19 protein-coding genes are annotated in these 22,297 nt (G+C 63.3%); 13 read left to right on the forward strand and 6 right to left on the reverse strand.

Annotated features, from left to right (window positions below; all coding sequences use genetic code 11):
- The first annotated feature begins 199 nt into the window (after positions 1-199).
- The 9 genes from ACQY6T_RS03105 to ACQY6T_RS03145 all read left to right on the forward strand — a co-directional run bounded on the left by ACQY6T_RS03105 (position 200) and on the right by ACQY6T_RS03145 (position 12,600).
- A complete protein-coding gene (locus ACQY6T_RS03105; protein WP_428628296.1) occupies positions 200-3,190 on the forward strand; it encodes a TonB-dependent receptor domain-containing protein in 2,991 nt (996 codons plus the stop codon).
- A gap of 77 nt (positions 3,191-3,267) precedes the next feature.
- A complete protein-coding gene (locus tag ACQY6T_RS03110) occupies positions 3,268-4,899 on the forward strand; it encodes an AbgT family transporter (RefSeq protein ID WP_428628299.1) in 1,632 nt (543 codons plus the stop codon).
- Between the two features lie 114 nt (positions 4,900-5,013).
- Positions 5,014-6,210 carry a M20 aminoacylase family protein gene (locus ACQY6T_RS03115; RefSeq protein WP_428628300.1) on the forward strand — a complete coding sequence of 399 codons (1,197 nt, stop codon included), beginning with the start codon at positions 5,014-5,016 and terminating at the stop codon, positions 6,208-6,210.
- 21 nt (positions 6,211-6,231) lie between these two features.
- Positions 6,232-8,658 (forward strand): penicillin acylase family protein, encoded by a 2,427-nt coding sequence (locus ACQY6T_RS03120; protein WP_428628303.1) that lies wholly within the window; start codon positions 6,232-6,234, stop codon positions 8,656-8,658.
- Positions 8,659-8,671: 13 nt separating this feature from the next.
- The gene (locus tag ACQY6T_RS03125) at positions 8,672-9,451 is read left to right on the forward strand and encodes a substrate-binding periplasmic protein (RefSeq protein ID WP_428628305.1); all 780 of its coding nucleotides are present in this window, start codon (positions 8,672-8,674) and stop codon (positions 9,449-9,451) included.
- Positions 9,451-10,104, forward strand: a complete 654-nt coding sequence (locus tag ACQY6T_RS03130) for an amino acid ABC transporter permease (RefSeq protein WP_428628308.1) — start codon at positions 9,451-9,453, stop codon at positions 10,102-10,104. Before ACQY6T_RS03125 ends, ACQY6T_RS03130 begins: the two co-directional genes overlap by 1 nt.
- Positions 10,101-10,826 carry an amino acid ABC transporter ATP-binding protein gene (locus tag ACQY6T_RS03135; RefSeq protein WP_428628311.1) on the forward strand — a complete coding sequence of 242 codons (726 nt, stop codon included), beginning with the start codon at positions 10,101-10,103 and terminating at the stop codon, positions 10,824-10,826. Before ACQY6T_RS03130 ends, ACQY6T_RS03135 begins: the two co-directional genes overlap by 4 nt.
- Before the next feature lie 14 nt (positions 10,827-10,840).
- Positions 10,841-11,209, forward strand: coding sequence for a cupin domain-containing protein (locus ACQY6T_RS03140; RefSeq protein ID WP_428628313.1), 369 nt, complete (start codon positions 10,841-10,843; stop codon positions 11,207-11,209).
- Positions 11,206-12,600 (forward strand): NAD(P)/FAD-dependent oxidoreductase, encoded by a 1,395-nt coding sequence (locus tag ACQY6T_RS03145; protein WP_428628316.1) that lies wholly within the window; start codon positions 11,206-11,208, stop codon positions 12,598-12,600. The genes ACQY6T_RS03140 and ACQY6T_RS03145 overlap by 4 nt, the downstream gene beginning before the upstream one ends.
- A gap of 7 nt (positions 12,601-12,607) precedes the next feature.
- Here the strand turns inward: ACQY6T_RS03145 and ACQY6T_RS03150 are convergent, their stop codons facing one another.
- From ACQY6T_RS03150 to ACQY6T_RS03160, 3 genes are all read right to left on the reverse strand, one after another.
- The gene (locus ACQY6T_RS03150; RefSeq protein WP_428628318.1) at positions 12,608-14,689 is read right to left on the reverse strand and encodes a S9 family peptidase; all 2,082 of its coding nucleotides are present in this window, start codon (positions 14,687-14,689) and stop codon (positions 12,608-12,610) included.
- A gap of 351 nt (positions 14,690-15,040) precedes the next feature.
- Positions 15,041-15,880, reverse strand: a complete 840-nt coding sequence (locus ACQY6T_RS03155; protein WP_428628321.1) for a transglutaminase-like domain-containing protein — start codon at positions 15,878-15,880, stop codon at positions 15,041-15,043.
- Positions 15,874-16,830, reverse strand: a complete 957-nt coding sequence (locus ACQY6T_RS03160; protein WP_428628324.1) for a transglutaminase family protein — start codon at positions 16,828-16,830, stop codon at positions 15,874-15,876. The genes ACQY6T_RS03155 and ACQY6T_RS03160 overlap by 7 nt, the downstream gene beginning before the upstream one ends.
- A gap of 14 nt (positions 16,831-16,844) precedes the next feature.
- Between ACQY6T_RS03160 and ACQY6T_RS03165 the strand changes: the two genes are divergently transcribed.
- Positions 16,845-17,639, forward strand: coding sequence for an N-formylglutamate amidohydrolase (locus ACQY6T_RS03165; RefSeq protein ID WP_428628327.1), 795 nt, complete (start codon positions 16,845-16,847; stop codon positions 17,637-17,639).
- 95 nt (positions 17,640-17,734) lie between these two features.
- Positions 17,735-17,974: a hypothetical protein gene (locus ACQY6T_RS03170; RefSeq protein WP_428628329.1), complete on the forward strand. Its 240-nt coding sequence runs from the start codon at positions 17,735-17,737 to the stop codon at positions 17,972-17,974.
- A gap of 153 nt (positions 17,975-18,127) precedes the next feature.
- On the opposite strand, the gene ACQY6T_RS03175 is transcribed toward ACQY6T_RS03170, so the two are convergent.
- Both ACQY6T_RS03175 and ACQY6T_RS03180 read right to left on the reverse strand, forming a co-directional pair.
- A complete protein-coding gene (locus ACQY6T_RS03175; protein ID WP_428628331.1) occupies positions 18,128-18,421 on the reverse strand; it encodes a hypothetical protein in 294 nt (97 codons plus the stop codon).
- A gap of 523 nt (positions 18,422-18,944) precedes the next feature.
- Complete coding sequence (locus ACQY6T_RS03180; RefSeq protein ID WP_428628334.1) at positions 18,945-19,247, reverse strand: alpha/beta hydrolase; 303 nt, start codon at positions 19,245-19,247, stop codon at positions 18,945-18,947.
- Positions 19,248-19,403: 156 nt separating this feature from the next.
- Between ACQY6T_RS03180 and ACQY6T_RS03185 the strand changes: the two genes are divergently transcribed.
- Together ACQY6T_RS03185 and ACQY6T_RS03190 are read left to right on the forward strand one after the other, a co-directional pair.
- Positions 19,404-20,183 carry a hypothetical protein gene (locus ACQY6T_RS03185; RefSeq protein ID WP_428628336.1) on the forward strand — a complete coding sequence of 260 codons (780 nt, stop codon included), beginning with the start codon at positions 19,404-19,406 and terminating at the stop codon, positions 20,181-20,183.
- A gap of 408 nt (positions 20,184-20,591) precedes the next feature.
- Positions 20,592-20,708 carry a JAB domain-containing protein gene (locus ACQY6T_RS03190; RefSeq protein ID WP_428628827.1) on the forward strand — a complete coding sequence of 39 codons (117 nt, stop codon included), beginning with the start codon at positions 20,592-20,594 and terminating at the stop codon, positions 20,706-20,708.
- A gap of 311 nt (positions 20,709-21,019) precedes the next feature.
- Here ACQY6T_RS03190 and kynU read toward each other — a convergent pair whose 3' ends face one another.
- Positions 21,020-22,291: a kynureninase gene (gene kynU, locus ACQY6T_RS03195; protein ID WP_428628338.1), complete on the reverse strand. Its 1,272-nt coding sequence runs from the start codon at positions 22,289-22,291 to the stop codon at positions 21,020-21,022.
- Between the last annotated feature and the right edge of the window lie 6 nt (positions 22,292-22,297).

Genomic DNA, 22,297 nt, shown 5'->3' on the forward strand with positions numbered 1-22,297 from the left:
GGCCCGCCGGGACACAGAGACAAACTGCGTAACAATACTGCGTAGATGCCGGTCACGCCGCACGAATGATTCTATGTCGAACCGGCATTGGGAACGATGTCCGCATCTCCATAGACAGGCTGAACCCTAGCACTAGCCGACGAACGGACGGCGCTGGCGGGGTTAAGGGCGGAGAAAAAACATGATCCAGGGATCGGCAATGGCAGCCAAAAGCGGCCAGCTCAAAATTTCCACATCGCTTTTCGCCATCGCGCTGTGCGCGGGTCTGGCAGGCACCGCACAGGCTCAGGACGCCATCGTCGCACCGGCCGATGAGCAGGCTGTAGAGGGTGGTAGTGACATCGTCGTGACGGGGTCGCGCATCGGTCGCCCCGTCCTCGACCTGCCGACCCCCGTCGGCGTCGTGACCTCGGAAGCCCTCGACAACAACAACGCCCAGTTCGACATCGGCCGCGCGCTCGCTCAGCAACCGTCGATCGGCTTTTCGGGCAGCATGCAGCAAAGCCAGCAGACCGGCGCCTCGGGGTCGCGCGGCGAAAACAGCGGTGGCCTCGCCCTCGTCGATCTGCGCAGCCTCGGGTCGAACCGCACCCTTGTGCTCGTCAACGGCAAGCGCCGCGTCGCGGGGGCCACTGACAGCACCGCCATCGACCTCAATTCGATCAATCCCAATTTGATCGAGCGCATCGAGGTCATTACCGGCGGTGCGTCGGCGATCTATGGCTCCGATGCCGTGTCGGGCGTGGTCAACATCATCACCAAGGATGATTTCGACGGGTTTCGCCTGTCGTTCAACGGCTCGCAACCCGCGCGCGGTTCGGAAGGTCTGACCTACGGCGCCAGCCTCGTTGCCGGCATGAACTTCGCCGACGGCCGCGGGAACATCACGGTGGCCGGCGATTATACGAAGGTCAAGGAACTGACGCCGCGCCAAGCCGACATGACAAACAATGTCGCGATGCTCAATCCCGCCGACACGGGTCCCGACGACGGCATCCCCGACATGATCGTCGTCCCCGGCGGCGAAGCATTGCGCTTCTCGGGTTATGGCGTTGTGGGCTTCGGCAACGACACCGGCGGCCTTGGGCGCTTTGTTTTCAACGATGATGGCACCGCCCGCCCCTTCCCGACGCCCAGCCTGACCGACGGTAGCCTGTTCGGTATTTTCGACAATTGCGGCGTCGCGTGCTTCCGCTTCGACGACTCGATCTCGATCGTTCCGGACATCGAACGCTACAACCTCAACCTCAGCGCGCACTATGATTTCAGCGACAGCGTGCGCGGCTATTTCGGCGTCGATTACAATAATACCTCAAGCTATGGCCGCGGCCAGCCGGTGATCCGATCGGGCGCTGCGATCAACATCGCCCAAAACGCCTTCCTCAATCAGGACTTCCGTCAACGTCTTCTCGCAGCGGGGGCGACGACTTTGCGCCTCGACCGTCTCTATACCGATGTCGGCCTTCGCTTCAGCCAAGTTGATCGCAACAGCCTGTCGTTCGTTGGCGGCGTCAAGGGAGAGTTCGAAACGGGTTTTGCCGATCTTCGCTATGATGTTTACGGCACCTATGGTCGTACCAAGGCGAAGTTCATCGGCTACAACCGCCTCGTCGTTCCCAATTTCCTCGCCGCACTCGACGCAGTGGTCGATCCTGCGTCCGGGCTGATTCGATGCCGCGCCGACGTTCCCGCGCTGCAGCCGGTCGGCTATGTGCGCCCGAATATTCAGGGCAGCGCGCCCTGCGCTCCATTCAACCCCTTCGGATCGACCGCCAGTTCGCCGGAAGCCCGCAACTTCGTCAAGACGACGACCGTGTCGGAGGCCTTCATCCGCCAGACGACCGCGGGCTTTTCACTCGCGGGCGATACCGAAAAATTCCTGACCATGCCGGGCGGCGGTGCCGTCGGCTTCGCTCTCGGCGCCGAATATCGCAAGGAGCGCAATGGCCGCACGACCGACCCGCTGGTCAAAGCGGGCCTGACCAATCAGGCCGCAACGCAGGATTATGAAGGCGGCTACGATGTAACCGAATTTTTCGGCGAGCTCAGCATCCCGATCCTGACCGACATGCCCTTCTTTGAATTGCTGTCGATCGAGGGCGCGGTGCGCCACGCCGATTACAGCCATGCCGGACAAGCGACGTCGTGGAAAGCAGGGGCGATCTGGGAGCCGACCGATGGCCTGCGGCTGCGCGCAACGATCAGCCGCGCGATCCGCGCCCCGAACATCTTTGAGGCCTTCCGTCCGAGCGAGGGACAGACGACCAACGTCAACGACCCCTGCGCCCAGACCAACCTCGGCCTCAACCCGAACCGCGCCGCCAACTGCGCCGCGCTCGGCCGCCCGGCGGGCTTCACCCCGTTGAACGGCGGCGTCGGAGTTCCGTTCATCGTATCGGGCAACCAGGATCTCAGCCCCGAAGTTTCGGACAGCTGGACCGCGGGCATCGTTCTTACCCCGAACTTCTTGCCCGGCCTCCAGATCTCGGCGGACTGGTTCAACATCGAGATCGACGATGCGATCAGTTTTCTCAGCCCTCAGCAGATCGCCGAGAACTGCGTCGACCGCGCCGGTGGCCCCGATCTCGACCTCTGCTCGCTGATCACGCGCGAGTCGAATACCGCCAGCCCGAACTTCTTCGGCATCACGACGGGCAACAGCACCTATGTCAACACGTCGAAGCTCGAAACATCAGGGCTCGACACGCAGCTGTTCTACGCGCTCCCGCTCGGCAGCGGCCGCATTTCGACGAACGTCGCCTTCACCTATCTGCACCGCCTGCGGACCTACACGTTCCAGTCGCGGCCGGACCTTTTTACGGTGCTCGAAGGCTTCTACGGCTACCCAAAGTATAAAGGCGTCGTCGGCCTGACCTACAGCAACGGCCCGCTGACGCTCGGCTGGCAGGGACGCTATCAGTCGAGCCAGGCATTGACCGATATCTCGCCGGGGATCAGCCGCGAATTGCTTTCGCCCGACCGCACGGGATCGCGTTTCTACAACGACATCTCGGCCTCCTACACATTGTCGATGAACGGCAAACAGGAAGCCAAATTCTCGTTCGGGGTTACCAATCTCTTCAACGAGAAGCTGCCGGTGATGGAATCGGTGCAGGTCATCGATCCGTCGGGTGGCGGTTTCGAACAATTCGGACCCGTCATCCGCGCGGGACTTGAAGTGAATTTCTGACACGACCCAGACGGACGAGGCTCGCGTGCCATTTGCTGCGCGCGGGCCTCATCCCGTTTTTCAAAGGAGAACCCATTTTGCCCGGTCAGGAAGGCGCGATCGCGAGCGGCGAAACCATCCGCCCCACGCGCCAAAGGGGATTTCTGGGTTTCGTTGAACGGGTAGGCAATCTCTTGCCCGACCCGACCATCATATTCCTCTACCTGATCGTCGTGCTGATGATCATATCGGCAATCGGCGCGGCGCTAGGTTGGAGCGCTTCTTTGCCCTATTTGGGCAAGGAAGCCCCCCCCGGCGCCGAACTTGCTGGCGGCGTGCTGACCTATCGCGCGTCTAGCCTGTTCTCCGCCGACAATATCGCGCGGCTATTTACCGAGATGCCGCGCACCTATGCCGGCTTCGCCCCGCTCGGCATCATCCTGACGATCATGATGGGCGCTGCGGTGGCCGAGCGATCGGGATTGTTCTTTGCGCTGATCCGCGGCTCGCTGCGGGGTACCCCGCGCCGCTATATGACCCCGATCATCGCGGTGGTCGGCATGGTGTCGCACCACGCGGCCGACGCCGCCTATGTCGTGCTGATCCCGATGGCGGCGGTGCTTTTCGCGTCGGTCGGGCGTCACCCGCTCGCGGGGATTGCCGCCGCGCTTGCCGCCGTATCGGGGGGCTATGCCGGCAACATCATGCCCGGCCAACTCGACGTCCTGCTGTTCGGTTTCACGCAGGAAGCGGCGCGGATTGTCGATCCGGGCTGGACGATGAACCCGCTCGGCAACTGGTATTTCATCCTGGGGATCGTCATCTTTTTCACGCCGATTATCTGGTTTGTTACCGACCGGATTGTCGAACCGCGGCTTGGCGCGTGGAACGAGGTGATCGACGACGAATTGCGTGCCGACCTCGAAAAGGGCGACCTCAGCGATGGTGAGCGGCGGGGACTTCGCCACGCCGGGATCGCCGCGCTGCTGGTCGTCGCGGCGTTTGCAGCGCTTTGCCTGTGGCCAGGGTACACGCCATTCATCAACCAAGATGCCACTGGACCGATCCGACTGCAGCCACTTTACGGATCAATCATCGCGGCGTTGTTCCTGCTGTTCCTGCTCACCGGCATCGTCTTCGGGCGCGCGGTCGGGACAGTGAAAGGATCGAACGACGTCGTCGCGATGATGCGCGAGGGGGTAAAGACAATCGCGCCCTATCTCGTCTTCGTCTTTTTCGCCGCGCATTTCGTCGCGATGTTCAACTGGTCGGGTATCGGCCCGATCATCGCGATCAGCGGCGCCGAAAAATTGCAGGGCATGGCCCTCCCCGCGCCGCTGCTGCTCGTCTGCGTGCTTCTCCTATCGTCGGTGATGGACCTGTTCATCGGGTCGGCCACGGCGAAATGGAGCGTCTTGTCGTCGGTCGTGGTACCGATGTTCATGCTGCTCGGCATCAGCCCCGAAATGACGACCGCCGCCTATCGCATGGGCGACAGTTACACCAACATCATGACCCCGCTGATGAGCTATTTCCCACTCGTCCTCGTCTTTTGCCAGCGCTGGGACAAGTCGATGGGGGTGGGATCGCTACTCGCGCTGATGCTGCCCTACGCACTCTGCTTCATGGTGACTGGGATCGCGATGGTCGTCGCCTGGGTCACCTTCGACCTTCCGCTCGGCCCGGGCGCGCAGGTCTTTTATCAGGTCGCTGCGCATGCCGCACCGTGACGGAGCTGATGATGGAATTTTCCGCCGAGCATGCAACCATGTCCAATAAGCATTGGGGTCCGGAGGACGCTATCCCTAGCGTGACCTCGCCGCTGCGCCAGGAGGTGCGTCCCCATGTCCTTTGACCTGACATCGCTCGAAACCGACATGACCGGCTGGCGCCGGCATATACACCAGCATCCCGAGCTCGGTTTTCACGAGGACAGCACGGTCCGGTTCATTCTCGACCTTCTTGAAAGCTTTGGCATCGACGAGGTTGCGACCGGCATCGGCGGCACGGGCATCGTCGCCACGATCCGCGCCGGCGGGTCGGATCGCGCGATAGGCATCCGCGCCGACATCGACGCGTTGCCGATGACCGAACTGACCGAGTCCGACCATAAATCCTGCACCCCGGGTGTGATGCACGCCTGCGGCCATGACGGGCACACGACGATGCTGCTCGGCGCTGCAAAGCATCTGGCTGCGACGCGCAATTTTGACGGTGCGGTGCATCTTATCTTTCAGCCTGCCGAAGAGTCACTCGGCTATCGGGGGCCGGGCGGCGATCCCGATGGCGGCGCCAGCGCGATGATCCGCGACGGCCTGTTCGAGCGCTTTCCGATGGACGCGATCTTCGGCGTTCATAACCGCCCCGGCCTCGCCGCGGGCAAGCTCGCGGGGCGCGCGGGGGCGCTTTATGCCGCGGCTGATAAGTTCGAGATCATCGTCACCGGCAAGGGTGGCCATGCGGCGCGCCCGCACCTGACCGTCGATCCGGTGCTCGTCGCCGCGCACATCGTCGTCGCCGTGCAAAGCATCGTCGCGCGCAATACCGATCCGATGGACGCCGCCGTCGTATCAATCTGCAAGGTCGAAGCAGGCACCGCATTCAACATCATCGCTGACGAGGCGCACATGGGCGGAACAGTACGCACCTTGTCGCGCGCCAGCCAGGACGCGACCGAGCAGCGGCTGCGCGAAATCGTCACCGGGGTCGCGGCATCGTTCGGCGCGACCGCCGAGCTTCATTACGAGCGCGGCTACCCTGCCCTGCACAATCCGGCCGATCTTTACGCCCAGGTCCGCGAGATCGCGATCGGCGTCGTCGGCCCCGATCGCTTCATCGACCTCGACGCGCCGGGCATGGGGGGCGAGGATTTTGCACGCTATCTCGACGTCGTGCCCGGCTGCTTCCTCCTCCTAGGCAACGGCGACGAGGGGCCGGGGTCGGTGATGCTCCATAATTCGCACTACGCCTATGACGACAGCATTTCACCGACGGGTGCGGCGCTGTGGGTCGCCTTGGCCGAGACATTCCTGCCCAAATAGCCAATCCGGGGAGACGCTTTGATGCGCCGTTCGACTGCCGCCTTGCTCCATGGTTCGACGCTTCTGCTCCTCGCGGTGGCCGCGCAGGCGAACGCCGCCGAAAAGGTCAGCATCTACCGCGACGATTTCGGGGTGCCGCACGTGCAGGCGGAGACGTCCGACGCCGTGATGTTCGGCGCGGGCTATGCGATCGCGTCCGATCGCCTCGCCGCGATGGAACTGGCGCGGCACAACACGCAGGGCCGCCGCGCCGAATTATCGGGTGCCTCGGCGCTCGAAGGCGACAAGATGATGCGCGGTCGGCGGCTGTCCGACGCGGTGCTGATGCAGCGTTACAAGGCGCTGGAGCCCGAGCATCGCCAGATGATCCAGGCGATGGTCGACGGCATCAACAAGCGCATCGACGAAGTGAATGCCGATCCCGCGCGGCTGACCCCGCTCGAATTCATCCGCTGGGGGATCAAGCCAACGCGCTGGCGTCTCACCGAATATCTCGCGCTGATCAGCGCCGCACCGCTCGGCCGCGAAAGCTATGAGATCCAGAACCTCAAATTCCTGAAAGACATGACAGCGCGCTATGGGCTGGAAAAGGCGTGGCAGATCTTCAACGACGTCGTGCCGATTTCCGATCCCGATTCGCCTACGACGATCCCCGCGGGCGACGATCTTGCCCCTGCCCGACCCATACCCACGCCAGTGCTCGCGCCGATCCAGCTGCCGTCCGGCGCCATCGCGTCGGCCGCCGCGCAGGTCGCGCCGCTCCAGCCAGTGAAGGGAGCGAGCCGTTGCATGGTCGTCGGCCCCGAAAAGTCCGCGAGCGGCAAGGTCCTGATGCTCGAGGCGACCGCCGACGGTCCCGAAATCCACCTGCACGGCGGGGGTTTCGACAACGCCGGGTTCGGATCAACCGGCTGGGGCGTGCCGACGATGGGACGCGGCGCGCAGCATGGCTGGCTGCTCGTGTCGGGAAGCAGCGAGGCCGGCACCGTTTTTGCTGAAAAGCTCAACCCGAAGAACCGGTATGAATATTGGTACAAGGGCGCGTGGAAGCGAATGGAGCACCGGACCGAGAGCTTCAAGGTCAAGGACGGGGCAACGGTGACGCACGACGTCGCGTGGACGATCCACGGGCCGGTGATCGCGTGGGATGCCGAAAACGGCACCGCCTATGCGCAGCAGATGGGCGTCCACGGGCGCGAACTCGACACATGGGTCGCCTTCGCAGAAATGGGCCGCGCCAAAAGCCTCGCCGAATTCCGCGAGAAGGGCGTCGATCGGCTCGGCTGGAACCTCGGCGCCTGTTACGGCGGCGAGGATGGCACGATCGCCTATTTCGAGGCGGGCGCGCTACCGAAGAAGGCGGCCGGGGTCGATCCGCGGCTGCCGACGCCGGGTACCGGCGAATATGACTGGAACGGCTTTCTGACGCGCGATGAAAAGCCGCACATGATCAACCCGGGGCAAGGCTATCTCTTCTCTTGGAACAGCAAGGCGACGGGCTGGTCGCAGGAGGGCGACAATGCCCGGATCGGCGCGACCTTTCGCACCTGGCTCGGCGACCGGCTCGCCAAGGAGGGGCAGTCGCTGACCTTGCTCGACATGCGCGAGTTCAACGGCAAGATTTTCAACGCGCTTGGCGCGGTCGATCGCAATCAGGCCGCCCCCGATTTTTTCGCGCCCTACATCCGGCGCGCGATCGAGGCGAGCGACGATCCTGAGGTCAAGCGCGCGGGCGAATATATGATGGGGTTCAACGGGCTCTATCAGGACCGCGATAGCGACCATAAATATGACGACCCCGGACTGACGCTCTATCGTGCCTGGCTGCAAGTCGCGCCGCGGGTGGTGTTTGGCGACGACATGGGGGACGGGTGGAAGACGATCGATGAGGGGCGCTACCTCACCTATCAGACAAGCCTGTTGCTGCGCGCCTTTCAGGGCGATGCCGCCGGAGCGCCGCTGGGCGTGGACTATTTCAACGGGCGCGACCGCACCGCAGTAATGATCGACACGATCAAGGCGACGCTTGCCGAGGTCAAGCCGCGCTTCTCCGGCAAGGATATGGCCGAGTGGAAGCAGCCGATATTCTGGAAATATTTCGACGCCTCGCTGGAAACCCCCGATCGGCCGCAAATGGCCGAGGATGCCCCCGAAAAGCGCCTGTCCGCGTTGCTGCGGCTCGGCCCGACGATGGCGCCGCACAATGGCGGCGAAAGCTGGGTCGGGTTGATGGAAATCGGCGCCGACCGGCGTGCGCTCTATTCGGTCGTCGATGCCGGCGGGCAGAATCTGTTCATCGGTCCCGACGGCAAGGGCAATCCGCATCTCGCCGATCAGACGATGATGCACGAGACCAACGAGCTCAAGAAGATCGAGCTTTCTCCCGACCGGATACGCAAAACGGCCCGTTCGACCACCACGCTCGAATATCGGCCGCAGGCCCGATAACGCGGCAGCGGCGATGAACCAGCACCCCCGACCGGCGGCGATTCCGATCCAGCGACGGGCGATGCTCGGGATGATCGCCGCGCTGCCGCTTTCCGCCTGCGCGGGTCCGCCGCGTGCGCCGGGCGAGCTGTGGGTTGGGTCGTCGCCGACGGGCGTGCCGTTCAGCTATGTCGATCCTGCGACCAACGAACTGACGGGCGCCATGATCGATATTGCGCAGATCGTTTTGCGCGAACTGGGGATGAATGGCGATTATCGCGCCGCGCCTTTCGCCGCACTGATCCCTTCGCTGACGACGGGCCGGATCGACATGATCGCGGCGGCGATGCAGCGCACACCCGAACGCGCCAAAATCGTTGATTTCAGTGCGCCGGTTTTTTCCTATGGCGGCGGGCTTGTCGTCCGCCGAGAAGATCGCGGCACCTATCCCACCCTGTCTGCGGTGCAGCACCTGCGCGTGGGCGCGCAGGTTGGCACGCGCTTCGTCGACCAGCTGCGCGGCGTCGGCGTGACGCGGGTCAAAACCTATGACGGGCTCGGCGAGATCGTTCGCGACCTCGCCAACGGCCGGATCGACGCCGGCTATGGGGACGAACCGATCCTTCGCTACCAGCTTCGGGTTGGCCCCGAGCGGCCCGTTCGCATGGCTCGCGAATTCACGCCGCCGGTCGAGGAGGATCTTTGCCTGATCGTCGCCAAGGGCGATCGGTTGCTCCCCCGCCTCAACGCGGCGATTCTGCGCCTGAAGGCGGCGGAAATACCCGCGATCCTGCAACATTGGGAGCTTGGCTGATGCAGGAATTTCTTGCCGACGCCGTGCTGTTCCTGCCAGTTCTGCTGCGCGGGCTTGGCATCACCCTGTTGCTCACCGTCGCGGCACTCGTCGTCAGCATCGCGCTCGGTCTCGTGTGGGTGCTGATGGGCTATTCGCGCTTTGCCCCGCTGCGCTGGATCAGCGGCACGGTCATCAATGTCATCCGCGGCATCCCGATCATCGTCCAACTCTTCTGCATCTATTTCGTCCTGCCCGAATGGGACATCGACTTGCCCCCCTTTGCGGCAGGCGTGCTCGGCCTCGGCCTCGCCTATTCGGTGTATCAGGCCGAAAATTTCCGCGGCGGGCTGTCATCGGTCGACAAGGATCTGATCGAAGCGGGTACCGCGCTCGGCATGACCTGGCCGGTGCTGATGCGCCGCGTCGTGCTGCCGCTCGGCATCCCCGCCGCGCTGCCCTCGCTGGGCAATACGACGATCATGCTGCTGAAAGACTCGTCGATCGCCTCGACGATCACCATCGCCGAACTGACGCGTGCGGGTCAGTTGCTTGCCATCTCCACCTTCAAGAACGGCACCGTCTATCTGCTCATCGCGTTGCTTTACCTCGCCGCCAGTCTGCCGATGGCAGCGGGCGTGCGCGCCCTCGAACGCCGGTTTGCACGCAAATGATCCGGCTGCGCGGCGTCCGCAAATCTTTCGGCGGGCGCGAGGTCTTGCGCGACGTGAACTTTGAGGTCGCGGCGGGCGAGGTCACGTGTCTGATCGGTCCCTCGGGGTCGGGCAAGTCGACGATCCTCCGCTGCATCAACGGGCTCGAAGCCCATGATGCGGGGACGATCGAGGTCGACGGCGTGCCGGTGACGCCGCACGCGCTGCCGCATGTCCGCATGGCGGTGAGCATGGTATTTCAACGCTTCAACCTGTTCCCGCACCGCACCGCACTCCAGAATATCATCGAAGGTCCGGTCCATGTGCTCGGGCAGCCAATCGCCGAAGCGACCGCACGCGCGATGGCGCTGCTCGAAAAGGTCGGCATGGTGTCGCACGCCAACGCCTTCCCGCGTCAATTGTCGGGCGGCCAGCAACAGCGCATCGGCATTGCGCGCGCGCTCGCGATGGAGCCGCGCGCGATCCTGCTCGACGAGCCGACCTCGGCGCTCGATCCCGAGCGCGTCGGAGAGGTGCTGAAGGTGATGCGCGATCTTGCCGACGGCGGCATGACGATGATCGTCGTGACCCACGAAATCGCCTTCGCGCGTGAGGCGGCGGACAGTATCCTGTTCGTCGACAATGGCGTGATCACCGAGCAGGGACCCGCTGCCGAATTCCTTTCCAATCCCAAGACCGACCGCACCCGCCTTTTCCTGAGCCGGGTCCGCCACCCCATGTGATCCAGGAGCCACATATGACCGCCGAAGCGATCAGCCTATTTCGCTCTCACGAACTTCTCGCCATCGGCGCAATCGCACCCGTCGCTGCGCCCCTGGGCGAACCGGTTTCGCAGGTACGATCGGTCGCGATACCCGGGGCTGGCGCAAGCCGCCATGGCGTTTGGCATTGCACCCCCGGCGTCTGGCGCCGACAGGTCGTCGAGTCCGAGTTCTGCCATTTTCTTGCTGGAGAAGCGATCTTCCGGCCCGACGATGGCGAGCCTTTGCACATCACCGGCGGCGACACTGTCTATTTTCCGCCGCGAACCGGCGGAACCTGGGAAATCCTGCGCGATAGCGAAAAGATCTTCATTGTCTTTGACGAGGTCGGAGCCGCCCGATGAGCGCAACCGTTTCACCCGCCGACATCGGCAGCTATTGGCTCGCGAGCTGTAACGACGATCTGACGCCGCGACCTGCCGTTTCTGGCGACGATACGGTCGACGTTGCGATCATGGGCGGCGGTTTCTCTAGTTTGTGGACCGCCTATTTTCTGCTGCAAGACAACCCGGACCTGTCGATCGCAATCGTCGAGCGTCAGTTTTGCGGTTTTGGCGCGTCGGGGCGCAATGGCGGCTGGTGTTCACCGCGCTTTCCGATCAACCCCGCGGCATTGACCCGCCGTTTCGGCGCCGCGACCGCCCGCGCGATGCTGGTCGCACAGCAGACGATGATCGACGAGGTTGGCCGGATTTGCGACCAGGAAGGCATCGATTCCCAATTCAATCGGGTCGGGGTGCTGACGCTTGCCCGCAGCGCCGAACAAATACCCTCGGTCCGACATTCCTATGATGCCTATTGCAAACTGGGGATGGCCGATGCTTGCGAGCTGCTCGACGCCGGTCAGGCCCAGGCAGCCGTGCATGCCACCGACGTCCACGGCGCGCTGCGCCTTCATGCCGGCGCGACCATCCATCCGGGCCGCCTTGTGCGCGGGCTCGCGCGCGCACTCGAGCGACGCGGCGTCCGCATCTACGAGCGCAGCGAGGTGCTGCAAATGGTTGAGAGTCCGGCGCCCGCGCTGGTCACGGCGGGCGGCACCATTCGCGCCCGCCGCGCGATCCTGCTCGCGGGCGAGGCCTATCTGACGGCGCAGCCCGGCTATCGGCGCCGGTTGATCCCGATGGCGTCGACGATCATGCTCACCGCGCCGCTGACCGCCGCGCAATGGGACAGCGTCGGCTGGCGCGGCGGCGAGTGCCTTTCCTCCTACGTCCACACCACCAATTACCTGACCCGCACCGCCGACGGGCGCATCCTGTTCGGCAGTCGCGGCGCGCCCTATCGCTACGGATCGGACATGGACGAAGCCGCGCTCCGCGAAAATGCCAACTTCGACTGGATCCGCGAACGGCTGATCGAATGGTGGCCATCGCTTAACGGCATCGAATTCACCCACCGATGGGCGGGTTATCTCGGCATCCCGCGCGACTGGCTGCCCACCGTCCATTTCGACCCCGAACGGCGGCTTGGCCACAGCTACGGCTATACCGGACATGGCGTCATCACCAGCGCGATTTGCGCGCGGGCGATGGCGGGGCTGGTCACCGGCCGCGCGCCCGATCCGCATGCCCCTTATATCCGCGCGCAGGCGCCAAACTGGGAAGTCGAGCCGCTGCGCTGGGCGGGCATCCGCTACGTCCAGAACGCCTATCTGCGGATGGATGTCGCCGAGGCGGCTCAGAAATCACCACCGCTCGATGCGAACCTCGCCAAATATCTCGGTGAGCCTTAGCCGACGATCACTTCGCCATGTCATCCAGCGCCCGTTCGAGCCCGGGCACAAACTGCGCGCCGGTCTTCAACTCGACACGCGACCCGACAAGATCGTCGCCAAAGGGTTCGGCCGGTCCCCCAAGGCATTTCGACAGGAAGTGCTCGGCGATCGCCGCGAACGAGATATTCGTCGCGTCCTTCGCATAAACATGGCCTTCGTCGGGATAGAAGGCATAAGTCACTGGCTTGCGTCTTGCTTTCAACGCATCGACGATCTCTTCCGACTGGCTGGGAAAGATGCGCGGGTCGTTCGCGCCGTTAGTAACAAGCAGCGGCTTTGAGATCGCGTCGACGCGCGCGATCGGCGAGCGCCGCATCAGGTCCGCCGCACCCTCGGGCGTCGTCGGATCGCCGACGCGGTTGATGAACTGCGGGCGCTGCCAGGTCCACCAGTCGGGCATGGCCGCCACTTGCCGTACCAGATTGCTCGGCCCAGCCAGATCGACGCCGCACTGGAAAGTATCGGGCGTGAAACTGAGCGAGACGAGAGTCGAATAGCCGCCGTAGGACAGCCCCATCGCCGCGACGCGATCCTTCGCCGTTACCCCCTTGTCGATCGCCCACTGCACCCCGTCGAGCAGGTCGTCGTGCATCGTTTCCGACCATTTCCTGTCGCCCTTCGCCATGAAGTCGCTGCCGAAGCCCCCTGACGCGCGAAAGTTCACCGACAGCACCGCATAGCCGCGGTCGGCGAGCCACGCATGCTGCGGATCGAAAGCCAGATCGTCGCGAAGCCAGGGACCGCCGTGAACGAGCAAAACCATCGGAACGGGCGTCTCAGGCATCCCATCGGCGCCGAGTTTCGTGTTGGTCGGAAGGGTCAGGTAGCTAGGGAGCGTCAGGCCATCGCGCGAAGCGATTATGACCGGGATACGGCGGGCCAGCACCTGTTGATCGAGATCGGGCCGCGTCGACAGCAGCGGCACGAGCGTCCGGTCGTTGCGGTTCCACCAGCTATAGCGGTCGGGACGGTTCGGAACCGTTTCGAGGAGCAGCCAGCGCGCATTGTCGGCGGTCTGATCGACAATCTTGAACGGCCCTGCGGCCGCCGCTTCGAGCGCCGCGAATTCGGCGCGCACGCCCTCCGATCGCACCGTCCATTCGCTGACCAGCGGGTCTTCGCGCGTCGCAATCAATGCACCGCTAGCTTCATCGAACAGCGGATCGACGATATCGGCGCGTCCAGCGGCGGCGAGCATGGTCTGCTTGCCGGTGCCGAGATCGACCGAGACGAGGTTCGCCTTGTCGCTGGTCCGGCTGTCGAACATCAGCAGCTTGCCCTTGCTATCGAGGCTCAGTATTCTGGAATTGCGTAGCGAGGCGAGCGGGATCGTCATGACCTCGCTTGGCCCAGCGGGGTCAAGACGGAGATAGGTCGACGAGCCGTCGACATTGCCACGAACGACCAGCCGGATGTTGAAATCGGGATCGGCCACGACGTCGATATAGTTTCTCTCGTTGCGGAACACCTCGGTCCGCTGCCCCGTCGCGAGGTCGATCCGGTAGATGTCGCGATAGCGGCGGTCGCGAATGTTCATGCCAACCAGGATTTCGCCCGGGCGGCGCTTCGAAACTTTCACGATCTTCGTCTGCACCGCAGGATCGGCGGTCATATTGGTGACCGTTCGTTTTTCGAGGTTCGCGACCCAGAGCTGGCTATGCTCCTCACCGCCGACATCCTTCACCACCAATATATACCGCCCATCGGCGCTCCACTGGAAACCGTCGGGCGGCCTTGTATCGAAACGGGTGACTGGGGTTGCAGCCTTAAGATCGTCGAGCGGGGCGACCCACACGTTCAGAACCCCGTTCAGCGGATGAAGAAAGGCCAGCTGTTTGCCGTCAGGGCTGATTTGCAGTTCGGAATAGGTCGGCGAAGCAAAGAGCGCATCGCGCGGGACGAGCGACGCCGCCTGCACCGGCCCCGGCTCGGCACCCAACACCGGCAGAGCGCTGAGGAGGATTCCTGCGCCAAGTATCGCGGCCGTCAATACCGTCACCCGACTGGCCCGATTTGGTCGTTCCTGCCGCAGCATGTTGAAATCCATCACTTACTCCCTCATTCAACCTGTCTGCGAAATTACCGCTCACCGATGCATGTCATCGCAGCGTTGGACGCAGACTGCCAATCGGGCGGGCACAGCTCCAATGCACAATATGGATCAATCCATGCTGATCAGCATGGGTAGGCCCGGCTCTTTCGACGCCCGCCCGCCAAACAATATTCGCCAGCTGCAGCGCGAGCTTGCCAGCAGCGTTCTGGCGGCGGGTTCAAATTAGAGACTGATTGCGAGAGCGCGAAGGTTGTTTTTGGCTGTTAGAGAACGGTCCGTATCGAAAGCATGAACCGCGAATAGCGCACGTTGCTATGTCTTGCTCTGCACATCGTCTCGTGGTGACTAGCAACGGGGACGTCGGCGCTGGTCACTGATTGAAGCGACCTCGTCCGTGTGAACCAGAAAGGACGTGATCTGTGCAGGTCCGAACGCCGTGGTGAGCGCGGTATCGGTCGCGTCGCGGCCGCGCGCCATCAAGATGCGGCCGATACGCGGGCGATTGTGGCGTGCATCGTAGGTGTACCAGTCGCCGTCGATATAGACGTCGAACCAGGCAGAGAAGTCCATCGGTGCATCGACGGGCGGGATCCCGATATCACCGAGGTAGCCGGTGCAATAGCGCGCGGGTATGTTCATGCAGCGGCAGAGTGTGATCGCGAGATGGGCGAAGTCACGGCACACGCCCTGCTTTTCTTGATAAGCGTTCCAGGCGGTCTTGTCCGAGCGCGCATGTTCGTAGCCGAACTTGATATGATGGTGGACGAATGCCACGATCGCATCGACGCGGTCGCGCGCCGACGCGATATGGGCGAATTCGGCCCAGGAGACGCCCATCAAGCGGTCGGTCTCGCAATAGCGGCTGCCGAGAAGATAGATGAGGATATCGTCGGGAAGCTCCTCGACCGGCGTCGGCGGCGCGTCGGGCGCGCGGGCATCTTCGAGACCGCTATCCTCGATCACGAAATCGGCCGACAGGGTAACGCCACCCGCCGGGACGGTTAGCCGGGTGCAGATATTGCCGAAGCTGTCCTCATAATTATAGATCGGGATGACCGGCACCGTCTCGATCTGCTGCGGAGTCTGCAGGTCCTTCTGCCGCGACGGATGGATGCTGAGCATCGCCATCATCGGGGTCGCACTCGCGGTCTCGAAGCGTATTTCATATCCAGCCCTGATCAACACGTTTGCTTATTCCTCATCTTGCCGGCGCTCCGGTTATTGGTCGCACCGCCTGAACGAATGTCCTGATCTTCGCTGGCTTCGGTACCCAGCTTCACTTCGACGGTGACGTCCATGCCGAGGTAGCTCGCGGGAAAGCCGCTCCAGCTCCCGGACAGAGGCACCGCCTGATAGGGGTCGCGCGCGACCGCGACGCGAACGAGGCCGCTGCTCCCAATGATACCGTTGGTGGGATCAAACTCGATCCATCCCGACCCGGGAAGGAAGACGCGCACCCAGGCGTGGGTGTTGCCGCCGCCGACACGGCCCTCGCTGCGGCTCGGATTATACACATATCCCGACACGAACCGGGCCGCGAGACCGAGTGCCCGGACCGCTTCGATCATCAGCACAGCAAAGTCGCGGCAGGTCCCCTGGCGCAGCGTCAGCGTCTCGATCGGCGACTGCGTCCCTTTCTCGTGCCGCGGCACATAGGTAAAGCTCTGTTTGATCGTCGTCGCCATGTCGGTGAGCAGCGCCAGCGTGTCGGTGGGTCCGTCCTTGCGGAGAAAATCGTTCGCCCATTTATCGATCACCCGCCCCACATCGAGATATTGGCGTTCGATCGAGCGCAGGAGGTCGGGCATGTCCTCAGAGGCATAGGTAAAAGGAAAATGGCGGGCATAAGCCTCGATATCGATCTGCTGGCGTTCGAGTGGGGCATGATCAAGGGTCATCTCGCTCATCACCCGAAGCACGTTGGCGCGGGTGTCGAACAACGCAATGGCGACCGAATTGCCGAGGACATCGTGCAACCATCGCAGCTCGCAGGGATGAGGCGAAATATCGAGCTCGGCCTTCACAAGACGCTGGTCGAAACTCTCGCGCGGCCGCATCATGATCCGGTGCTCGCCAAACGCGACCGGCTGCCGATACCTATATTCAGTCGTATGGCGGATCGTGAGCAAAGGCATAGAAGGCTTTCGTGATGACGCTTCTTGAAAACCCCCTCCTCGGGACGGCCGATCCTGCGGCGGCTCAGCTCTTCAACGCAGGTGGGCGGTCTCCGTTCCTTATCGTCGGGGATCACGCCGGAAATGCGATCCCGCATCGACTTGGGACATTGGGACTGACGGAGGCCGACCGCGCGCGCCACATCGCGTGGGACATCGGTGTGTATGATCTCGGGAAGGCGCTCGCCCAAGCCCTCGACGCGCCTTTCATTTTTCAACGCTATTCACGGCTCGTCATCGACTGCAATCGCGATCCAGGCCATCCCGACGCCGCGTCGGCAGTCTCGGACGGAAGCGTGATCCCGGGCAATGCCGGGCTCACGCCCGACCGCCTCGCGGCCCGAGTAGCGGCAATTCATACACCTTATCACGCGCGGATCGCGCTAGAGCTGGCGCGGCGTGACGCCGCGGCACAGCCGACGATCTTGCTCGCCTTGCACAGCTTCACCCCGACACTCGGCGGTAAGTCGCGCCCTTGGGAAGTCGGCATCCTCCACGACGGCGGCGACACGCGCTTCGCGAGGGTCCTGCTCGCCAGCCTCGTCGCGCGCGCTGACATCACCGTCGGCGACAACGAGCCCTATCGGATGGATGCTACCGACTACAGCGTGCCGCGACACGCCTACCCGGCAGGTCTGCCGTATGCCGAGATAGAAATAAGGCAGGATCTTCTTGCCGACGCGGCTGGCGTCGCAGCGTGGAGCCTTACCCTTTGCTCTGCTTGCAAAACGGCACTTCAAAGTACCGCAACGAGAGGTTCGGCCCCCTAGCAGCGGCCATGCGGAACACTCTCGGTTCCTGCGGCGTTGAATTGTATGCGGCGCAGCGCGACGCGTAACTTTCGGCATCGACAGGATGATCTAGGATGAAGACGCAGACGCTTCCGAATAGCGGCCGGATCAACCGCAGCAGCATCGAAGACATGCGAGCATGGTCGGACATCCTTGGTGCGCTGCAGGTCGAAATCCTGGTCGCGGTTGCCGCGGTCGGCCCATGGTACCAGGATGTGCGAACGTACCTGCGGGAGAAGTTTTGCTTTTCCAGCCGCGAGCCGGCACCCGAGGTCGAGATGGTCCCTCCCGAGGCGCGCAGCCTGGCCGCATGACGCCCTGACCGGCATCGTCGATCAATACGGCAATCGTCGATCGTTTTGGCCTACTCTTGGCCGCTTTCGGACAGCCAGGGTTCCAGGCAGGAATCGTGAGAAGCGGACATTCGCCGTCGCCGAGCCGCTACGACGTGAATCGACCAATTTCAGCTACGCCGGATCGGTCGGCGGAAAGCGCAATATGGCCGCGATCTGAGCTTCGGCTGTGGTTGCTTCAGCAATGAGCAGACGCAATGCCTTTGCGGTGTCTTCCAAAAGCCCGTCACCAAGAGGCCGCTCGCCATTGATGAAACGGCGGATCGCCCGCTCGTCTATGCCAAGACGCCGCGAGAATGCGGTGGTGCCGCCAAACAGTTGGACGCAATAAGCAAGATGCTCGCGTCGCTCGTCCACTGAAAATGGCGCGGCCATTGTATCCCCTTTTCGTTCGCTGCCGATGGCCATAGGCTATCTGTCGGATGAGGCGCAATCGACCAATTGCAGGTATTGGAAGTCGCGCCAAAGCGGACATTCGATCGCCGGCATTCTCGGTGTAAACGAGATGATCTACCCCGATGACCAAAACTGGCCGTTGGCGGACGGTCGGCTTTTGGGATGCCGGTAATCCAAAGCCGTCAGCCGGGCGAGCATTTTGAACGCTTTGGCCAGCATGGGCCGATGCAACGGAACGATCGCTGCAAAGGGCCGTAGTCTCCAGCGAAGGGCAGTTTGCCCTCAACGTGGGAGAAAGACAATGAAGAGGCTTCTGACAATTTTCGTACTTGGTAGTTCGATACTGGCGCTGTCTGCTTGCAACACGGTTGAAGGTGCAGGGAAAGATGTTGAATCCGTTGGCGACTGTGCTGATGGCGTGAAGGGCAACTGCTAAGGCGGCGCGGACTGATTGGCGTCGACCGCCATTCGCGGTTCAAATGATAGTCGCCCAACTGAGGCAGTCCGGTAGCAGGCCGAGACGGCAAAAAGCGGATTAGCGAGCTAAGGCCTGCGCAAGGAAACTGCGGTCGAGGCGAAGTCCGACGGGATCCACGGTGTGCGCCACACCGTGGGAAACGTGCGTCGTGACGTCGACGTCGAGGCGCTTGAGTTCGCTCTCCGACATGTTCAGCGCGGCGATCGGGACGACCCGATCGGCCGTGCCGTTCACCAATAGCCCGGACGGCTTTGGAAGTTTTCCGGGACTCAACCCGAGCATCCCCGCTAACATGCCAGAATAGTCAACGACGGCAGCCACAGCTTGCAGGCGATACAGCGCGACATGCAGTGCCGTCATCGCCCCCCGCCCCGCCCGATGACAGACGGGATGATGGCCATTGGGAACAGGGCAGATGGTGAAATGGCGCTGACGCTTGTCAAAGGTTTGGCGCCGCACTATTCCTCGCGGCCGTAGCCCCGGGCTCCCTGACCCAGCGGACACCGCCACCAAAGATTGCTTCCGCTGAGCCCTGTTCAAGCCACTCCCTATGTCGAACAGCTCAGCATCGGAGCGGGACGCCGTACGCTTGCCATAAGCCTGGCGGTGCTGATCCCGGCGCTTCTGCTGCTATTGCTGCTGTCATTTGGTGCGGAAAAGCCGCCCAAATTTCGGGAAGAGCGTGTGAGCATGGTGAGCCTCGAGGCCAACAAGGCTTCCGAGAAAGCCCCAGAACCGAGCAGCGCAGAGCGCGAGCAGGCCGAGGAGCGGCCCGTGCCGCCGCAGCCCGCCGCCGAGCAACCGCGACCGCCCACACCGCTACCCCCGCAACCCGCGGCACCCAAGGCGGCACCGACAGCGCCGACGCCCAGCGAACGGCCGCCGTCGCCGGCGAATCCCCCGATCGCGGTTCGTCCACCGGGCGGCGCGGTTTACGGGCCACCCAACATTGGAGGCTCCCCCTCCTCGGGCGACTCGGAGCGGGTAGGAACGGCCCCCAATGGCGAACCGCTCTATGCCGCGAAATGGTATCGCGAGCCGCGGGATGACGAGCTGCGCGGCTATTTGTCCACCGCCAGCGGACCCGGCTGGGGACTGATCGCGTGCCGGACGGCGCCGGATTATCGGGTCGAAGATTGCGTCGGACTGGATGAGTATCCGAACGGATCGCAAATCAATCGCGCGGTGCTTGCCGCAGCGTGGCAGTTCAAGGTGCGCCCTCCCCGCGTTGGCGGACGGTCCATGGTGGGCAGTTGGGTGAGGATCAGGATCGATTACGGCATCACGCGGCGTTAGCACCGGAGTGAGCGATGGGCGAAGCCATGAAGGCACGCGCGTCTCCTCGAACCGTTCGCTGGCGGCGATGCCGACACCGCAGCCGAACGCCCGATCCGGCACTTCGACGGCATCGGCCGCACCTTGGCAGCAAGCTGCGATCAGCTCGCCAACGCGCTCGAAGGTGACCGCAAACTTGGCGAATCGATCGTTGCGGCACGAACGCTGATCCAGGCGTAATTACGCGAAGAGATATCCCGGACCACCCTCACTGCCGCCGATCCCCGCTTTCAAGAGTTTCCGGCTCATGATCGGAAAGGCCGCCACCGAATGGCTTCACGTCACCTTTGTCACGCAAAACTGGGGCTATTTGGCTGACGAAACCATTACGCAAGGAACGATCGCCGAGGTCGAGGGACCCTCCGGCGTCTGCTTGCCCGCGCCTTCGATGTCGGCGCGTATGGCATCATCCTCGCCCATAATCATCCGTCGGGATCAGCGGAACCGAGCGCGAGCGATGTCGAAATGACGAAGAAGATCGAGTGACTGGCGAATGCGGTCGATATTCGCCTTCTCGATCGTCTCGTCATCGGCGGACGCACCATCGTGGGCATGCGCGAGAGGGGTCTGTTATGAGCGGGACGCCGGACGTGCGCGCGAGCGGTCGACGCAGGACAATCGCGTAATCCCTGTCCCACTGACAGCCCATGGTCTTGGCGGCAATGGAACGCTATCTGATCGGCCGCGCACGTCCGGCTGCGCGTCCGGCGACGTCTGTCGCGGCGCTCGCGTCCAGCGCTTGACTGCCGGCGGCGCTGCTGCCGAGAGGCTCGCCAAAGCCCACTCGCCCCCGCCAATCACGTGACGGCGTCGCGCGCCTGATATTCCAGGCTTTTCCAAACGCCATCGTCCATGATTGTCGCCAGCCGGTCAACGGCATCCCACACATCGGCATAGCCGATATAAAGCGGGGTAAAGCCGAACCGCATCGTATCGGGGGCGCGGAAATCGCCGATGACGCCGGCGGCGATCAGCGCACGCATGATCGGATAGCCCGCGGCATGGGCAAACGACACCTGGCTGCCGCGCGCCGCGGCATCGCGCGGCGAGGCCAGCGCAAAACCGGACCCCGCACACCGATGTTCGACCAGACGGATGAACAGGTCGGTCAGCGCCATCGACTTGGCGCGGATCACGGCCATGTCGGCCTGCAGATGGATATCGAGACCGGTTTCGACGAGCGTCATCGACAAGATCGGCTGGGTGCCGATCAGAAACTGGCGCAGTCCAGGTTGTGGGCGATAACCGGGTTCGAAAGCGAAGGGCGCAGCATGGCCCCACCATCCGGTCACGGGTTGCAATGCCTGTCCCTGATGCCGCTTCGCCGCAAACAGATATGCAGGCGAACCTGGACCGCCGTTCAGATATTTATAGGTGCAGCCGACCGCGAAATCGGCGTTGCAACCGCCCAGATCAACCGGCATCGCGCCGGCGCTGTGGCACAAATCCCAGATTGCGAGCGCACCTGCCGATTGTGCGCGCGCGGTGATCGCCGCCATGTCGTGGATATGCCCGCTCTTGTAATGGACATGGGTGATCGCGACCGCGACAGTATTTTCGTCGATCGCGTCGGCAATCTCGTCCTTCTCGCACAGGCGCACGGTCACGCGTCCGTCGGTCGCCGCGGCGACCCCTTCGGCGATATAATTGTTGGTGGGAAAATTGCTGCCCTCGAGGATCAGCACGCTGCGATCGGGCCGCATCGCGACCGCCGCCGACAAGACCTTGAACAGATTTTGACTGGTCGAATCGCAGACGATGACTTCGCCCGCTTCGGCGCCGATCAACGGCGCCAGCTTATCGCCTAGCCGGACCGGCAGGTCGAACCAGCCAGCGCTGTTCCAGCTTTTGATCAGGTCGGTGCCCCATTCGCGCGTCACGACCCTTTGCGCCCGCGCGCCGGCCGCCTTGGGCATCGCGCCCAGCGAATTGCCGTCAAGATAGATCACCCCGTGGGGCAGCACGAACTCGTCGCGCATCGGCGCGAGCGTGTCGGCGCGGTCCATCGCTTCGCACCAGGCGCGATCGGGCATGTCGGGGATCTCTATCGTGGCGTCATCAAGCATCATGGAAAC

The sequence above is a fragment of the Sphingopyxis sp. genome, from assembly GCF_965279725.1.
Taxonomy (GTDB): Bacteria; Pseudomonadota; Alphaproteobacteria; order Sphingomonadales; family Sphingomonadaceae; genus Sphingopyxis.

Coding starts and splice junctions, on each gene's coding strand:
- ACQY6T_RS03115 (WP_428628300.1), top strand. CDS start 5,014: ATGTCCTTTGACCTGACATCGCTCGAAACCGACATGACCGGCTGGCGC.
- ACQY6T_RS03120 (WP_428628303.1), top strand. CDS start 6,232: ATGCGCCGTTCGACTGCCGCCTTGCTCCATGGTTCGACGCTTCTGCTC.
- ACQY6T_RS03145 (WP_428628316.1), top strand. CDS start 11,206: ATGAGCGCAACCGTTTCACCCGCCGACATCGGCAGCTATTGGCTCGCG.
- ACQY6T_RS03135 (WP_428628311.1), top strand. CDS start 10,101: ATGATCCGGCTGCGCGGCGTCCGCAAATCTTTCGGCGGGCGCGAGGTC.
- ACQY6T_RS03175 (WP_428628331.1), bottom strand. CDS start 18,421: ATGGCCATCGGCAGCGAACGAAAAGGGGATACAATGGCCGCGCCATTT.
- ACQY6T_RS03165 (WP_428628327.1), top strand. CDS start 16,845: ATGACGCTTCTTGAAAACCCCCTCCTCGGGACGGCCGATCCTGCGGCG.
- ACQY6T_RS03130 (WP_428628308.1), top strand. CDS start 9,451: ATGCAGGAATTTCTTGCCGACGCCGTGCTGTTCCTGCCAGTTCTGCTG.
- ACQY6T_RS03125 (WP_428628305.1), top strand. CDS start 8,672: ATGAACCAGCACCCCCGACCGGCGGCGATTCCGATCCAGCGACGGGCG.
- ACQY6T_RS03180 (WP_428628334.1), bottom strand. CDS start 19,247: ATGACGGCACTGCATGTCGCGCTGTATCGCCTGCAAGCTGTGGCTGCC.
- ACQY6T_RS03140 (WP_428628313.1), top strand. CDS start 10,841: ATGACCGCCGAAGCGATCAGCCTATTTCGCTCTCACGAACTTCTCGCC.
- ACQY6T_RS03170 (WP_428628329.1), top strand. CDS start 17,735: ATGAAGACGCAGACGCTTCCGAATAGCGGCCGGATCAACCGCAGCAGC.
- ACQY6T_RS03105 (WP_428628296.1), top strand. CDS start 200: ATGGCAGCCAAAAGCGGCCAGCTCAAAATTTCCACATCGCTTTTCGCC.
- kynU (WP_428628338.1), bottom strand. CDS start 22,291: ATGATGCTTGATGACGCCACGATAGAGATCCCCGACATGCCCGATCGC.
- ACQY6T_RS03150 (WP_428628318.1), bottom strand. CDS start 14,689: ATGGATTTCAACATGCTGCGGCAGGAACGACCAAATCGGGCCAGTCGG.
- ACQY6T_RS03160 (WP_428628324.1), bottom strand. CDS start 16,830: ATGCCTTTGCTCACGATCCGCCATACGACTGAATATAGGTATCGGCAG.